Source organism: Oleomonas cavernae, from assembly GCF_003590945.1.
Taxonomy (GTDB): Bacteria; Pseudomonadota; Alphaproteobacteria; order Zavarziniales; family Zavarziniaceae; genus Zavarzinia; species Zavarzinia cavernae.
The window spans coordinates 628,289-641,920 of sequence record NZ_QYUK01000008.1 but is presented as its reverse complement, the minus strand read 5'-3'; the positions used below and the strand labels follow the sequence as shown (position 1 = coordinate 641,920).

Annotated in this window: 15 protein-coding genes; 8 read left to right on the top strand and 7 right to left on the bottom strand. The window is 67.8% G+C overall.

Translation table 11 applies throughout. The features are described 5' to 3' along the window. Window positions 1–91: 91 nt before the first annotated feature. From D3874_RS03375 to D3874_RS03360, 4 genes are all read left to right on the top strand, one after another. A complete protein-coding gene (locus D3874_RS03375; RefSeq protein ID WP_119776495.1) occupies window positions 92–838 on the top strand; it encodes an MFS transporter in 747 nt (248 codons plus the stop codon). After that, on the top strand, window positions 835–1,491 hold the full coding sequence (locus D3874_RS03370; RefSeq protein WP_119776493.1) for an MFS transporter: 657 nt from the start codon (window positions 835–837) through the stop codon (window positions 1,489–1,491). Before D3874_RS03375 ends, D3874_RS03370 begins: the two co-directional genes overlap by 4 nt. 12 nt (window positions 1,492–1,503) lie before the next feature. Continuing rightward, complete coding sequence (locus tag D3874_RS03365) at window positions 1,504–1,989, top strand: hypothetical protein (RefSeq protein WP_147385505.1); 486 nt, start codon at window positions 1,504–1,506, stop codon at window positions 1,987–1,989. Between the two features lie 149 nt (window positions 1,990–2,138). Next, window positions 2,139–2,555: a hypothetical protein gene (locus tag D3874_RS03360; RefSeq protein ID WP_147385504.1), complete on the top strand. Its 417-nt coding sequence runs from the start codon at window positions 2,139–2,141 to the stop codon at window positions 2,553–2,555. A gap of 2 nt (window positions 2,556–2,557) precedes the next feature. On the opposite strand, the gene D3874_RS03355 is transcribed toward D3874_RS03360, so the two are convergent. The 3 genes from D3874_RS03355 to D3874_RS03345 form a co-directional block, all read right to left on the bottom strand. Further along, a complete protein-coding gene (locus tag D3874_RS03355; protein ID WP_199698899.1) occupies window positions 2,558–3,490 on the bottom strand; it encodes a sterol desaturase family protein in 933 nt (310 codons plus the stop codon). A gap of 65 nt (window positions 3,491–3,555) precedes the next feature. Continuing rightward, window positions 3,556–4,254 (bottom strand): hypothetical protein, encoded by a 699-nt coding sequence (locus D3874_RS03350; RefSeq protein WP_119776486.1) that lies wholly within the window; start codon window positions 4,252–4,254, stop codon window positions 3,556–3,558. A 96-nt stretch (window positions 4,255–4,350) separates the two neighbouring features. Continuing rightward, entirely contained in the window at window positions 4,351–4,764 is a 414-nt protein-coding gene (locus D3874_RS03345; RefSeq protein ID WP_119776484.1) for a hypothetical protein, read from the bottom strand. A gap of 114 nt (window positions 4,765–4,878) precedes the next feature. Between D3874_RS03345 and D3874_RS28350 the strand changes: the two genes are divergently transcribed. The 4 genes from D3874_RS28350 to D3874_RS03330 are packed head-to-tail and all read left to right on the top strand — an operon-like array spanning window position 4,879 to window position 8,747. Beyond that, complete coding sequence (locus tag D3874_RS28350) at window positions 4,879–5,409, top strand: tyrosine phosphatase family protein (protein WP_158595810.1); 531 nt, start codon at window positions 4,879–4,881, stop codon at window positions 5,407–5,409. Next, window positions 5,388–6,179 (top strand): SDR family oxidoreductase, encoded by a 792-nt coding sequence (locus D3874_RS28345; protein ID WP_158595809.1) that lies wholly within the window; start codon window positions 5,388–5,390, stop codon window positions 6,177–6,179. The genes D3874_RS28350 and D3874_RS28345 overlap by 22 nt, the downstream gene beginning before the upstream one ends. A gap of 25 nt (window positions 6,180–6,204) precedes the next feature. Beyond that, window positions 6,205–7,971: an N-acyl-D-amino-acid deacylase family protein gene (locus D3874_RS03335; protein WP_119776479.1), complete on the top strand. Its 1,767-nt coding sequence runs from the start codon at window positions 6,205–6,207 to the stop codon at window positions 7,969–7,971. Window positions 7,972–7,997: 26 nt separating this feature from the next. Continuing rightward, on the top strand, window positions 7,998–8,747 hold the full coding sequence (locus D3874_RS03330; RefSeq protein WP_158595808.1) for a sulfite exporter TauE/SafE family protein: 750 nt from the start codon (window positions 7,998–8,000) through the stop codon (window positions 8,745–8,747). A gap of 6 nt (window positions 8,748–8,753) precedes the next feature. Here D3874_RS03330 and D3874_RS03325 read toward each other — a convergent pair whose 3' ends face one another. From D3874_RS03325 to ppdK, 4 genes are all read right to left on the bottom strand, one after another. Then, the gene (locus D3874_RS03325; protein WP_119776474.1) at window positions 8,754–9,017 is read right to left on the bottom strand and encodes a helix-turn-helix domain-containing protein; all 264 of its coding nucleotides are present in this window, start codon (window positions 9,015–9,017) and stop codon (window positions 8,754–8,756) included. A gap of 253 nt (window positions 9,018–9,270) precedes the next feature. Next, window positions 9,271–10,224, bottom strand: coding sequence for an ArgK/MeaB family GTPase (locus tag D3874_RS03320; RefSeq protein WP_119776471.1), 954 nt, complete (start codon window positions 10,222–10,224; stop codon window positions 9,271–9,273). Beyond that, window positions 10,224–10,829 (bottom strand): 2-hydroxychromene-2-carboxylate isomerase, encoded by a 606-nt coding sequence (locus D3874_RS03315; protein WP_158595807.1) that lies wholly within the window; start codon window positions 10,827–10,829, stop codon window positions 10,224–10,226. The genes D3874_RS03320 and D3874_RS03315 overlap by 1 nt, the downstream gene beginning before the upstream one ends. 132 nt (window positions 10,830–10,961) lie before the next feature. Then, window positions 10,962–13,625 carry a pyruvate, phosphate dikinase gene (gene ppdK / locus D3874_RS03310; RefSeq protein ID WP_119776466.1) on the bottom strand — a complete coding sequence of 888 codons (2,664 nt, stop codon included), beginning with the start codon at window positions 13,623–13,625 and terminating at the stop codon, window positions 10,962–10,964. Window positions 13,626–13,632: the final 7 nt, after the last annotated feature.

The following is a 13,632-nucleotide window of genomic DNA, read 5'->3' as shown; positions in this document are numbered from 1 at the left end:
TAGAGCGAATTAAGCAAGTATTGGATTGCAAAATTAGGGGCGCGATCGTAAAAGGGTTTTGCAAGAAAAATCTTGGAAAACTGGTGTCGCGATGACGAGCGTGGTCGAACAGGCAGAACCGGCAAGCTGGGCCCAGGTCAGGGCGGCGCGGCATTTTCCGCAATTCGTGCTGCTGGGCATCGGCATCTGGCTGCACGCGGCCGACTCGCTGCTGACCGCCACCGTGATGCCGGCAGTGGTCGCCGAGGTCGGCGGCGTCGCCTATATCGCCTGGGCGACCGCGCTCTATGTTCTGGCCTCGATCGTGGCCGGGGCGGGGGCCGGGGTCTTCGCCCTGCGCCTGGGGCTGAAGCAATCGATCCTGATCGGCGTGGCGGTCTATGGCGCTGGCTGCGCCATGAGCGCGCTGGCCCCCGACATGGCCGTGATGCTGGTCGGCCGGACCCTCCAGGGGGCGGGCGGCGGCGCCCTGGTGGCGCTGGCCCATGTCGCCATGTCGCGCCTGTTTCCGGCGGAACTGTGGCCGCGGCTGTTGGCCTGCCTGGCTGCGATCTGGGGCGCCTCCGCCCTGGTCGGGCCGCTGATCGGCGGGCTGTTCGCCCAGGCCGACCTGTGGCGCGGCGCCTTCTGGGCCTTTGCCGCACAGGCGGCCGTGCTGGCGGCCGCCTTCGCGCTGTACCTCCCCAAGGCCGATGGCGCCGGCGCCGACGAGGCCACCACCCGGGTTCCCTGGGGCCGGCTGGCGCTGGTCTCGCTCGGCGTGCTGGGCGTTGCCGCCGCCGGCGTGGTCGAGGATGCGGCCCAGGCGCTGCCCCTGGGCCTGGGGGCCTGGGCGTGATCGCCCTGGCGATCCGCCTCGACACTCGGGCAGCACAGCCGATCCTGCCCAGCGCCGCCTTCGCGCGCGGGCCGGTGGCCGCGGGCTTGCTGATGGTGCTGACCCTGTCGATCGCCACCATGCCCTTCACGGTCTATGCGCCGCTGATCATGGAATTGCTGCACGGGGTGGGGCCGCTCGCCGTGGGTTACATCATGGCCACCGAGTCGGTCGCCTGGACCGTGGCGGCCCTGGCTGTCGCCGGCGCTGGCCCGCGCCACGAACCCTGGCTGATCGTGGGCGGTGCCCTGGTCATTGCCACGGGCGTGGCCGGCCTCGCCTTCACCGTGCCGGCGGGCCCGATGGCGCTGATCGTGATCTTCGCGGTGATGCAGGGCCTGGGCTTCGGCCTGTCCTGGGCCTTCATCGCCCGGCGGGTGGTGCAGGCGGTGAGCGAGGCCGAGCGCCCGCTCGCCTCCGCCGTGATCCCCACCACCCAGCTCATGGGCTATGCCGTGGGGGCGGCGGCGGCCGGCATCATCGCCAACAGTTTGGGCATGGGCGATGCCCCCACGGCCGCGGTGGCGCAGGTCATCGGCACCTGGCTGTTCATCCTGATGCTGCCCATCGCCGCCATCGGCGTCGCCGCGGCCTGGCGGTTGAGCCGGGAGTAAATGGGGGATTCGATGTCCGGTGACTTGCCTGTGTACCTGCTGCAATTAGGCGGCGATCAGATAGATGGCAGTGGGTTCTCGTGCACCGGAACCCAGATAGCGGCAGTGCTGGACGTCCTCCTCACCCTGCCCGAAGCCGCTGCCTGGACTTGGTATGCCGCGGCGATCGATGTTTTCGGCCCACCCTTGGAGCCCTGGCATACGCCTCGGTTTCACGTTGTCGAGGCTATCGCCGATCTGGTCGAGAGGATCCGGTCAGTGAACCAGTTGCTCGGCGGCGTCGTGATCGCGATGCCGGACGGTTCGGCACTGCCCGAGATGGGAGATGTAACTGCTGATGGTGTATCCGAAAAGTTGGTAGGCGGGTCGGTGTTGGAGTTGCACGCCTTCGATACGACCTGGATCGAAGTCTACGCGGACCGCGCCGATCTCCTCGAGCGACTGGCGCAACAGTACGCTGGAGCCAGTGTGCAGCGATTGAGCGAAAGCCACGCGTAACCACTATCATCATCCCGGCGAAGGCCGGGATCCATTGCGACATCTCGCGCTGCCCGACGATGGATCCCGGCCTGCGCCGGGATGACGGCGTGGGGTATCGGTGTTGTTCTGCAACAGTAAGGGCTTGTGCTAGCATCCGGTGGCTAACCGTGCGGGCAGGCGATGAAATGCGGCAAATACGCCACTACAGATTCCCCAGCGGCTTTGAGCTTCCCATTGCTGGTTTGAAGATCGGGCTCGAGAAGATCGAGCGCCTGAGAGGGTTCGACCTCGATGAATGGGAAGAAGAAGGGCTGGGCACCGCGCGTGGCGGCCTCTTCGAACTGGCCTCGCATCGTATCGTGCTGATCCGCGAGCTTGAGCACGCGCGCAAATACCTGGGGGCACAAGGCCCCGACATCCATCTGGATGGCGCCGACATTGTCGCTTCGGACATCAAGGCACTGGTGGCGGAAGTCCTGGAGGGCTTGTCGCTGACTGCGGACGATCTTGCCTGGATCGAGAACGAGGAAACACGCCAGACCGCCGCCCAATTGATCCAGTATCAGAAGGACCGGACGCGGTAAGCCTATTCCGCCGCTTGGGGCAGCGCGCCCTTGTCGCGGATCGCGCCGCCCACCTGCCGGGCTTGCCAGGCGGCGCGGATGGTGGCGGAGGTGGAACCGGTGCCGTCTTCGCGCCAGCCGGGCGGGCCGAACAGGGCCATGAAGCGGCCGCGCCAGGTGCGGGCGGTGCGCAGGTCCTTGAAGATCCCCACCCATTCGTGGAAGGCGATCTTGACCGGATTGAAGGTGCCCAGGTTCTTGATGATGCCGTAGCGCGGCGGGTCTTCCGCCAGCTCGGCCTGGTAGGTGCCGAACAGGCGGTCCCAGATCATCAGGGTGCCGGCATAGTTGCGGTCGAGATAGCGCGGGTTGGTGGCGTGGTGAACCCGGTGCTGCGAGGGCGTGTTGAACACTGCCTCGAACCAGCGCGGCAGCTTGTCGATCGCCTCGGTGTGGATCCAGAACTGGTAGGCCAGCGAGACGCCGTGGGCGGTCGCGATCACCTCGACCGGGATGCCCACGAGGGGCATCAGGGCGTAGGGCAGCCACGAGAGGGCGAAGAAGCCGGTCCAGGGCTGGCGCAGGGCGGTCGAGAGATTGTAGTGCTGCGACGAGTGGTGATTGACATGGGCCGCCCACCACAGGCGCCATTCATGGCTGAGCCGGTGGCTCCAGTAGAAACAGAAATCCTGGATCACGATGGCCAGCGGCAGGGTCCACCAGGTGGCCGGGCCCCAGTCGACCAGGCGAAAGCCGTAGAGCCAGCCGAACAGGGCATAGAGGGCAAGGGCGAGCAGGGCGCCGTCGACCAGATTGCCCAGGCCCATGGTCAGGCTGGCGGTGCTGTCGCGCAGGTCATAGGCCACGCCGCCGCGCCACTTCATCCAGGCCAGTTCCGCCAGGATCGCCACGACAAAGCCCGGAATGGCGAATTGCAGCAGTTCGAGCATTTCCATGGGCGCGCCCGTCTCCTCCTCGTTTCCTGCATTGTAAGTGCGGGAAACGGTCTTTGTCGAGCGACCTAGAAGGTCGCGACCGGGTGGGTCCAGGTGCGGCTGGGCATGACCGAGATATTGGCCGGCAGGGCGCTGATCCCCGCGGTGAGGGCAAAGCCGATGCCGACGATCTCGGGGTTCCAGACCCCGGTGATGCTGGGCGGCCAGCCCAGCGAGACGGGCGGCGCGTTCAAGATCAACTGGCCGCTGACGGTGATGATGTCGATGCCGACGTCGACCGACAGGGTGATGCAGTCGCCGGCCAGCACGGTCGGCGCGGCGTCGAACAGGAAGCCCAGGGCATAGCCGGCGCCGACGCCGGCATTGGTGATCAGCCCGGCCGCCACGCTGCCGTAGAGGCCGATTTCGCCGCCGCTGGCCTTGCGCCAGAAATAGACGCCGCCGCCCACGCCCACGGCGACCGAGGCGCCGGCGCTGGCGGTCAGGCCATAGGTGATGGTGAAGTCCGGGTTGGGCACCCGGATGCGCACGCCGGGGATGATGCCCGACAGGCTGAGGCTGCCGGGCGGGCTGGTCGCCATGCCGGCGGCCCCGCCCAGGAGCTTGCCGACGTTCGACACCGCCCCCAGGGCCGAGATCGCCCCGCGCAGCAGGGTTTCTTCGCCGAAGCCCGGCGACTTGTAGCGCGGCCTGGTGATCCGCCGGCCGCTGCTGAGGTCGAGGCCGGTGAAATTGCGGAAGGTGATGCGGGTTTGACCGGGCAAGGCGAATCTCCCAAGGCGGTGGCCCGACGCAGCGGGCGGTCAAACCATGGCACGGGCGGCCGCGTGCCGCCGTGCCGATCGTCACATTGGCGGCGGTCAGGCGGCCAGTTTGGTCAATCGCTCGGCCCAGGGGCGCACGGTGACCTCGCCGGTGGAGGTCATGGCGAAGCGCGGCCTGGTGAAATCCCTGGTCTCGACCATCAGGCGCCCGCCTTCCAGGCCGGCGCGCACCACGTCGCCTGGCCCCAGGATGCGCGAGGGCAGCTTGTCGCCGAAGGCGAAGATGAGGCCCAGGCGCGCGCTGCCTTTGTCGGTGGCGAGGGCCGCCCGGCGGTCGGCGGCGATCCAGACTTCGTCGGGTTCGAAATCCTGCCAGTCTTCCAGCAGGCGCCGGCGGGCCAGGGCCTCGTCCAGGGCCGGGGCACCGCGCTTGCCGGCGACCAGATAGATGGCCCCGATCAGGATGGCCGTCGCGACGATCGGCAAGCCGAACTGCAGCACCATGTCCATGGCTTTCTCCCCCACCCGGCGTTGTGCCCTTTGATCGGGCAAACCTTGTTACTTATCCATCATGCTTTTAGATTGCCGCGGGAGGCCCGCCAAGAGGGCGTTTAGGGGGAAGTGATGCCGGTCGTCCATGTATGCCCGTGGGCCGAGTTGAAGGCCGTCGCCGGGCGGGTTCGGCCCAGCCATGTGGTCTCGCTGCTCGATCCCGAGGATTGGCCGGAAACGCCCGCGGGCGTGCCGGCGGAGCGCCACCATCGGGTGGGCGTCTACGACTATGCCGAACGGGTGCCGGGCCTGGTGGTGCCGGAGGAGGATCATGTCCGCGGCCTGATCGAGTTTCTGCGCGGCTGGGATGCCCGGACGCCGATCCTGATCCATTGCTGGGCCGGGATCTCGCGCTCGACCGCGACGGCGCTGATCGCGCTCAGCCTGCACAATCCCGGGCGCGAGCGCCAGGCCGCCGCCGCGATCCGCCTGCAATCGCCGGTCGCCTCGCCCAACCGGCGGATCATCCAACTGGCCGACGGGCTGCTGGGGCTGGACGGGCGGCTGGTCGACGCGGTCGTCGAAATGGGGCCGTCGCGCTCGTCCTGGGTCAATCAGCCCTTCGAGGTGCCGGTCAACCTGTGGGGGGAAAAGGCATTATGACCAAAGCAGTCTTTGTCACCGGTGCCGGGCGCGGCATCGGCGCCAGTATCGCCAGGCGTTTCGCGGCCGAGGGGTGGTTCGTCGGCATCACCGACGTGGACACGGCGAATCTGGCCAAGATGGCCGGGGAGATCGGCGCCAACCGCGTCTTCTCCGCCGTCCTCGACGTGACCGATTATGCGGCCTACGAGCGGGTGATGACCGATTTCATTGCTGCGGCCGGCCGGCTTGACGTCCTGGTGAACAATGCGGGCATCGCCAAATTCGGGCCCTTCACGGGCAACAGCCCGGCCCTGCATGCCAAGATTGTGGACGTGAACATCAACGGTGTCGTCAACGGGATCCACGCGGCACTGCCCTATCTCAAGCAAACGCCCAGTGCCCATATCGTGTCGCTGTGCTCCGCTTCGGCGACCTACGGCACGCCGGGCCTTGCCGTCTATTCGGCGACCAAGTTTGCCGTGCGCGCACTGACGGAGGCGCTGTCTCAGGAGTTCGAAGCCCTGGGCATCAAGGTTTCCGACGTCCTGCCTGGCTTCGTGAGCACCAACATGGTCGAGACACAGGGGGCCGCCGCGGAGCAGGCGGTCGCCAAGATGGGTGGCATCGAGCACACGCCCGACGAGATCGCGGGGCTCGTGTGGAAGGCGGCGAACGGCGACCGGCGCCATTGGCCGGGCAATGCCCAAGTGCGCTGGGGCCTGCGCCTGGGCGGACTCTTCCCTGGGCTGATGCGGCGAATGATGGCGCCGATGAAGGGAATGCACTGAACAAGAACAAAAGAGGAGGGCGGCCATGGAATACGACCTGAAGATCAGCGGCGGCACCATCGTCGACGGCACCGGCCGGCCCGTCTTCAAGGGCGATGTCGCGGTGAAGGGCGGGGTGATCGTCGCCGTGGGCGCCTGCCCGGGCCGGGCCCTGCGCATCGTCGATGCACAGGGCTGCATCGTGACGCCGGGCTTTGTCGACCTGCACACCCATTACGACGGCCAGGTGAGCTGGGACGCCGACCTGCGCCCCTCGGTCGATCACGGCGTGACCACGGCGGTCATGGGCAATTGCGGCGTCGGCTTTGCCCCCGTGCGCCTGCACGACCACGACCGGCTGATCCGCCTGATGGAAGGGGTCGAGGACATTCCCGGCGTCGCCCTGGCCGAGGGCCTGAAATGGAACTGGGAGAGTTTCCCCGACTACATGAAGGCGATCGATTTCCCTCATGCGATCGATTTCGCCGTGCAGATCCCCCACGACCCCGTGCGCGTCTATGTCATGGGCGAGCGGGCGGCGGCGGGCGAGGTGGCGAGGCCCGAGGATATCGCGGCCATGCGCGCCCTGGTGCGCGAGGCGATGGAGGCGGGTGCCATGGGCTTTGCCACCGGGCGCAGCGAAACCCACCGCACCGCCGACGGCGACCGCACGCCGGCCGCCGAGGCGGCGGTGGAGGAGTTGACCGGCATCGCCAAGGCCCTTCAGGGCCTGAACCATGGCGTGTTGCAGGCCGTCTCCGATTTCGACATGGAGCAGGGGCCGGAGGAATTCGACCGCGAGTTCGACGTGATCGAGGCCTATGCCGCCGCGGCCCCTGGCCATCCCACCTCGATCACCCTGATGGAACGGCCGCTGGCGCCCGAACAATGGCGCCGCATCGTGACCCGGGCGGAAGCCGCGCAGCACAAGGGCCTGACCATCCGCCTGCAGACGGCGCCGCGCGCGGTGGGCGTCATGGTCGGCCTGCAATGCACCTTCCACCTGTTCATGGGCCATCCCAGCTACAAGAAGATCGCGCATCTGCGCCTGGGCGAGCGGGTGGCGCTGCTGCGCGATCCGGCGATGAAGGCGCGGCTGCTGGCCGAGACGCCGGACAAGCTGGCGGCCGACGGTTCCTCGGTGCCGCCGATGGTCGACAAATTCCTGGGCATGATCGATTTCGTCTCGACCATGCTGTTCCGGCTGGGCGATGCACCCGATTACGAACAGCCGTTCGAGCGCTCGCTTTATGCGGAAGCCCAGGAGAAGGGTGTCACCCCGCTGGAAGCGGTCTATGATGCGCTGCTGGAGGACGAGGGCCGGGCGCTGCTCTATTTCCCCTTTGCCAACTACGTCGGCTTCTCGCTCGACAATGTGCTGACCATGATGCGCCACCCGCTGGCCCTGGCCGGCCTGTCGGACGGCGGCGCCCATGTCGGCACGGTGTGCGATGCCAGCTTCTCCAGCTTCCTGCTGACCTATTGGTGCCGCGACCGCACGCGTGGCGACCGCCTGCAACTGGAGCAGGCGGTGCACATGCTGACCGGGGCCAATGCCGGTCATGGCGGCTTCCATGACCGCGGCACCATTGCGGTCGGCAAGCGGGCCGATCTCAACGTGATCGATTTCGATCATCTGCACCTGAAGGCACCGCACATGGTCCAGGACCTGCCGGCCGGCGGCCAGCGCCTGCTGCAGGAGGCGGTGGGCTATCGCGCCACCATCGTAGCCGGCGTGGTGGTGGTCGAGGACGATCGCCTCACTGGCGCCCGCCCGGGCCGTTTGGTAAGGCTTGGCACGCGGGCTGCTTAGAGGGGGCCGACATCGACACCGGTGGTTTGAGTATCTGGGCCGGCGGCCTCGACGCGGTCGGGCTTGGTGTCTTTGCCGCGACCATCGTGGCGGCGGCGGTGCTGCGGGCCTTTTCAGGCTTCGGCTTTGCCTTGGCCGCCATGCCCCTGCTGGTGCTGGTGATCGAGCCGGTGCACGCGGTGGTGCTGTGCGGCTTCCTGTCGGTCGCCGGCGGCCTGCGCTCGGCCCGCAATTCCATGGCCCACTGCGACCGCGGCCTGCTCAAGCCCCTGCTGATCGGCAGCCTGATCGGGACCCCGATCGGCATCGCCCTGCTCGATCACCTGCCCGCCGATACCATGAAATTCCTGATCGGCTTCGGCGTGCTGGGCTCGGCCGTGCTGCTGTGGCGGACCGGCATCATGGAAGGGGTGCGGCGCCTCTATGCCCTGCCGGTGGGCTTCTCTGCCGGCCTGCTGGGCGGTGCGCTGGCGATCCCCGGGCCGCCGATCATTGTCTTCCTGCTGGGCACGGAACGCGACCCCAAGCGGGCGCGGGCGACCTTGATGGCCTTCTTCACCCTGACCTCGCTCCTGTCGATCGCCGGCTATGTCGTGGCCGGGCTGGTCGACGGAACCTCCCTGGTCCTGTTCGTCTGGGCGCTGCCCTGCCTGCTGCTGGGCGACTGGATCGGCTTTGGCCTGTTCGAGCGCCACGGCTCCGCCCACTATCGCCGCGTCGCGCTGTTTGTCCTGGCCGCGATCGGCGTCGGCGCGGTGATCAACGCCCTGCGCTGAACAGGGTTACGCTGCAACCGGGGTCTTCTCGGCAGCCCGCTTCTTTTTCGGCGGCGGTTTCGGCGCGGCGATCGTCATGCGCAGGGTCAGCCCTGCCTTGCTGGCAAGTTCCGCCAGCGTGTCGAGGCGGAATTCGTTGAAGCGCCCCTTGACCAGCTTGTTCAGGCGCGGCTGCGAAATGCCCAGCCGGGCAGCCGCTTCGGCCTGGGTTACATTCCAACGCTTCACCTCATGGCGCAGGGCGGTCATGAGATTGCTGCGCAGGGTCATCACGGCGGCTTCCTCGGGGTTTTGCAGATGGCATCCCACACATTGCCGAAACGCTCGCCGAGCAGCCCTGCTTCACCTTTCGTCATATCGCGCATGTCTGTGTCATCCCCACGCCCTCACCGCGGGCCTATGCCAAGCGGCGATGCTGGCAGAGCCATCCTGCGTCCTTCGACAGGCACAGGATGAGGAGAATCTTTGTAGCAAAAAGACTTTCCTCATGGTGAGCCTGTCGAACCACGCAACCAAGCTGGTCTCAGGCATCGCTAAAAATTATATCTTTAGATGTATAATCGTCAAGGCCTGCTGAGCATCTCCAGCACGCCGGCGGCGTGGCCGAAGGGGGAGGTGCCGGGGGCAGGAGGATGGCGTTGCCGGCGCGGGCGAAGCCCTGCTTGCCGAATTCGTCGCGCACCGCCTCGGCCAGCCAGGCGCTGCCCTGTTCGGCGCGCTGGGCGGTGCCGGCGCCGGTCGCCAGGTGGGCGGCGTGAGAGTCGAGCGCTTCCATCAGCCTGTCCATGCCGTCGCCGGCGGTGGAGGAGACCAGGATGACGGGCACTTTCCAGCCGGTGTGATCCTCGGCCAGGCTCAAGGCGCCGGCAAGGTCGGCACGGGCGCGGATCGCGGGCATGCCGAGGTCCGCCTTGGTGACCACGGCGATGTGGGGGATCTCGACGATGCCGGCCTTCATGAACTGCAGCGAGTCGCCCGACGCCGGCTGGACACAGAACACCACCGTATCGGCGACCTGGGTTACATCCGTCTCGGACTGGCCGACGCCCACGGTCTCGATCAGCACCCGGTCATAGGCCGCGCGCATCAGCACCATGGCGGGGAAGGTCAGGGCGGCGAGGCCACCCAGCCGATCACGCGCTGCCATGGAACGCACGAAGATGCCTTGGTCTTCCGGGTCGAGCACCAGGCGGGTGCGGTCGCCCAGCAGGGCACCGCCGGTACGCCGGGACGACGGATCGACCGCGATCACCCCCACGCTCAGGCCAGCCGCGCGCCAGCGGGCCAGCAGGGCCGAGGTCAGGGTGGATTTGCCCACCCCCGGCGGGCCGGTCAGGCCGATGACCTGGGCGCGCGGGTCATTCCAGGCGGCATCGAGCAGGGCGATGGTCTGGGCACCATGGGGATCGCGCTCGATCCGGGCGAGCGCGCGTGCCATGGCCGCCTTGCCGCCGCTGCGCAGGGCCGCGAGGTCCATCAGGCGCGGCCCGCGAGATAGTGGCGGAGCAGGACCAGCCGGTCGTTGCCCCAGAAGATGCGGTCGTCGATCAGGAAGGTGGGTACGCCGAAGCTGCCGCGCGCCACGGCCTCGTCCTGGATCGCCTGGGCCGTCGCGGCGGTCTGCGGGTCGTCGAGCGCGGCGGCGAAGCCGTCGATGCCGAGCTTTTCGCCCAAGGCGATGTAATCGTCGCGGTCCAGCGAGGGGTTGTCGGCCACGAAGATTTCCGGAAACAGGGCACGGGCATAGGCCTCGCCCCTGCCCAGGCGGTCGGCCGCGACGCAGGCGTGGTTCGCCTTGGCGCTGTCGTATTTCAGGCGGTGGTGGGGGTCGCGGAAGGGAATGCCGTAGAGCTCGGCCCAGGCTTCCGCATCCTGCTTGCGCCAGGTGAAATCATACTGCTTGGCCGGCGGCGGGCCATCGAAGGGCGAGGTGCCGCCGCGGGCCTGGCGCATCAGCGCGATCGAGGTGACGGGCCGCCAGCGGAAGCTGACGCCGTGGTCGCGGGCGATGCCGTCGAGCTGGCGATGCGCCAGGTAGGAATAGCGGCTGCCGATGGCGAAGATGAAATCGATCTGGGTCATGCCTGCCACCTCGTCATCCCGGCGAAGGCCGGGATCCATTGCGCCGCGGGGCGAGATCTTGCCCCGTTTGCCACACCATGCGTGCCACCACGATGGATCCCGGCCTGCGCCGGGATGACGGCCGTGGTGGGATTACCCCTTCTTCAGCGCTGCCTGGGCCGCGGCCAGCTTGGCGATCGGCACGCGGTAGGGCGAGCAGGAGACGTAATCGAGCCCGACCTTTTCGCAGAAGGCGATCGAGGCGGGGTCGCCGCCGTGTTCGCCGCAGATGCCGAGCTTCAGGGCCGGCCGGGTCTTGCGGCCGCGTTCCACTGCGATGGTGACCAACTCGCCCACGCCTTCCTCGTCGATCGAAACGAAGGGGTCCTTCTGGAAGATGCCGGCGCGCAGGTAGGCGTCGAGGAAGTGGGCGGCGTCGTCGCGGCTGATGCCGAAGGTGGTCTGGGTCAGGTCGTTGGTGCCGAAGGAGAAGAATTCCGCCGATTCCGCGATCTCGGCCGCGCGCAGGGCGGCGCGGGGCAGTTCGATCATGGTGCCGACCAGGTAGGGGATCGCGCGGCCCTTCTCCCTGGTCACCGCGGCGGCGATATTGGCGATCTTGGCTTTCAGGATATCCAGCTCGGCCTTGGTCGCGACCAGCGGGATCATGATCTCGGGCACCACCGTGGAGCCCGCCTTGGTGCCCGCCTCGACCGCCGCCTCGAAGATCGCCCGGGCCTGCATCTCGTAGATCTCGGGATAGGTTATCCCCAAGCGGCAGCCGCGATGGCCCAGCATGGGGTTGGACTCGGCCAGTTCATGGGCGCGGGTCTTGATCACGCTGGCCGGCACGCCGGCTGCCGCCGCCACGTCCGCCAGCTCGGCATCGGTGTGGGGCAGGAATTCGTGCAAGGGCGGATCGAGCAGGCGGATGGTGACGGGCAGGCCGGCCATGATCTCGAACAGGCGGACGAAGTCGCCGCGCTGAACGGGCAGGAGCTTGGCCAGCGCCACCTTGCGACCCTTCTCGTCACCCGCCAGGATCATCTCGCGCACGGCCAGGATCCGGTCGGCCTCGAAGAACATGTGCTCGGTCCGGCACAGGCCGATGCCCTCGGCACCGAAGCGCCGGGCGGTTTCGGCGTCCAGCGGGGTTTCGGCATTGGTGCGCACCTTCAGGCGTCGCACCGCGTCGGCCCAGCCCATCAGGGTGGAGAAGTCGCCCGAGAGTTCCGGCTGCACCGTGGGCACGGCACCCAGCATCACCTCGCCGTTGGAGCCGTCGATGGTGATGATGTCGCCGCGTTTCAGCTTGGTGCCCATCACGCTCAGCGTCTGCGCCGCCGCATCGATCTTCAGGGCGCCGGCACCCGAGACGCAGGGCCGGCCCATGCCGCGGGCGACCACCGCCGCGTGGCTGGTCATGCCGCCGCGCGAGGTGAGCACGCCCTGGGCCGCGTGCATGCCGTGGATGTCTTCCGGCGAGGTTTCGGCGCGGACCAGGATCACCTTGCGGCCTTCACCGGCCATCTGCTCGGCATCGTCGGCGGTGAAGCAGATCATGCCGCTGGCGGCACCCGGCGAGGCGGGCAGGCCGCGGGTGAGGATCTCGCGCCTGGCCTTGGGGTCCAGCGTGGGGTGCAGCAACTGGTCCAGCATGGCGGGGTCGACGCGGCCGATCGCGGTCTCGCGGTCGATCAGGCCTTCCGCCGCCAGTTCGACCGCGATCTTCAGGGCGGCCTTGGCGGTGCGCTTGCCCGAGCGGGTCTGCAGCATCCACAGCTTGCCGCGCTGGACCGTGAATTCGATATCCTGCATGTCGCGGTAGTGGGTCTCGAGCTTGCCGAAGACCTCGACCAGTTGCCCGTAAACCTCGGGAAGCGACTCTTCCATCGACGGCTTGTCGTCGCCCGCAGCGACCCGCGCCACCTTGGAGAGATATTGCGGCGTGCGGATGCCGGCGACCACATCCTCGCCCTGGGCGTTGATCAGGTATTCGCCGTAGATCTCGGCCTCGCCGGTCGACGGGTTGCGGGTGAAGGCCACACCGGTGGCACTGGTCTCGCCCATGTTGCCGAAGACCATGGCCTGGACATTGACCGCGGTGCCCCAGCTCTCGGGGATGTCGTTCAGGCGGCGATAGGTCTCGGCCCGGGCGTTGCGCCACGAGCCGAAGACGGCGCCGATGGCGCCCCACAACTGCTCGTTCACATCGGCCGGGAAGGGACGGCCCAGTTCCTCCTCGACACGCGCCTTGTAGGCGGCGATCAGGGCTTTCAGGTCGTCGGGGGTCAGTTGGGTGTCGAGGGTGTAACCTTTTTCTTCCTTCTGGATCTCGAGGATTTCCTCGAAATGGTGATGGCCGACGTCGAGCACCACGTCGGAATACATCTGGATGAAGCGGCGATAGCTGTCATAGGCGAAGCGCTCGTCGCCGGCCTGGGCCGCGAGGCCCACCACGGTCTCGTCGTTGAGGCCGAGGTTCAGCACCGTGTCCATCATGCCGGGCATGGAGGCACGGGCGCCGGAACGGACGGAGACCAGCAGCGGATTGGCGGCATCGCCGAAGCTGGCGCCGACCTTGGTGCCGATGTCGGCCACCGCCTGGGCCACGTCGCCGGCCAGTTCCTGAGGGTAAGTTTTGCCGTGGTCGTAGTAATGGGTGCAGAGTTCGGTCGTGATCGTGAAGCCCGGCGGCACCGGCAGGCCCAGGTGGCTCATCTCGGCCAGGTTGGCGCCTTTGCCCCCCAGCAGGTTCTTCATGTCGGCGCGGCCGTCGGCCTTGCCGTCGCCGAAGGTGTAGACCCACTTGGTCATGACGCCA

What these genes read in the sequence shown, in the direction of transcription:
- D3874_RS03335 (WP_119776479.1), top strand. Translation starts at nt 6,205, where the DNA reads ATGGAATACGACCTGAAGATCAGCGGCGGCACCATCGTCGACGGCACC.
- D3874_RS03325 (WP_119776474.1), bottom strand. Translation starts at nt 9,017, where the DNA reads ATGACCCTGCGCAGCAATCTCATGACCGCCCTGCGCCATGAGGTGAAG.
- D3874_RS03375 (WP_119776495.1), top strand. Translation starts at nt 92, where the DNA reads ATGACGAGCGTGGTCGAACAGGCAGAACCGGCAAGCTGGGCCCAGGTC.
- D3874_RS03345 (WP_119776484.1), bottom strand. Translation starts at nt 4,764, where the DNA reads ATGGACATGGTGCTGCAGTTCGGCTTGCCGATCGTCGCGACGGCCATC.
- D3874_RS03365 (WP_147385505.1), top strand. Translation starts at nt 1,504, where the DNA reads ATGTCCGGTGACTTGCCTGTGTACCTGCTGCAATTAGGCGGCGATCAG.
- D3874_RS28350 (WP_158595810.1), top strand. Translation starts at nt 4,879, where the DNA reads ATGCCGGTCGTCCATGTATGCCCGTGGGCCGAGTTGAAGGCCGTCGCC.
- D3874_RS03355 (WP_199698899.1), bottom strand. Translation starts at nt 3,490, where the DNA reads ATGGAAATGCTCGAACTGCTGCAATTCGCCATTCCGGGCTTTGTCGTG.
- ppdK (WP_119776466.1), bottom strand. Translation starts at nt 13,625, where the DNA reads ATGACCAAGTGGGTCTACACCTTCGGCGACGGCAAGGCCGACGGCCGC.
- D3874_RS03315 (WP_158595807.1), bottom strand. Translation starts at nt 10,829, where the DNA reads ATGACCCAGATCGATTTCATCTTCGCCATCGGCAGCCGCTATTCCTAC.
- D3874_RS03320 (WP_119776471.1), bottom strand. Translation starts at nt 10,224, where the DNA reads ATGGACCTCGCGGCCCTGCGCAGCGGCGGCAAGGCGGCCATGGCACGC.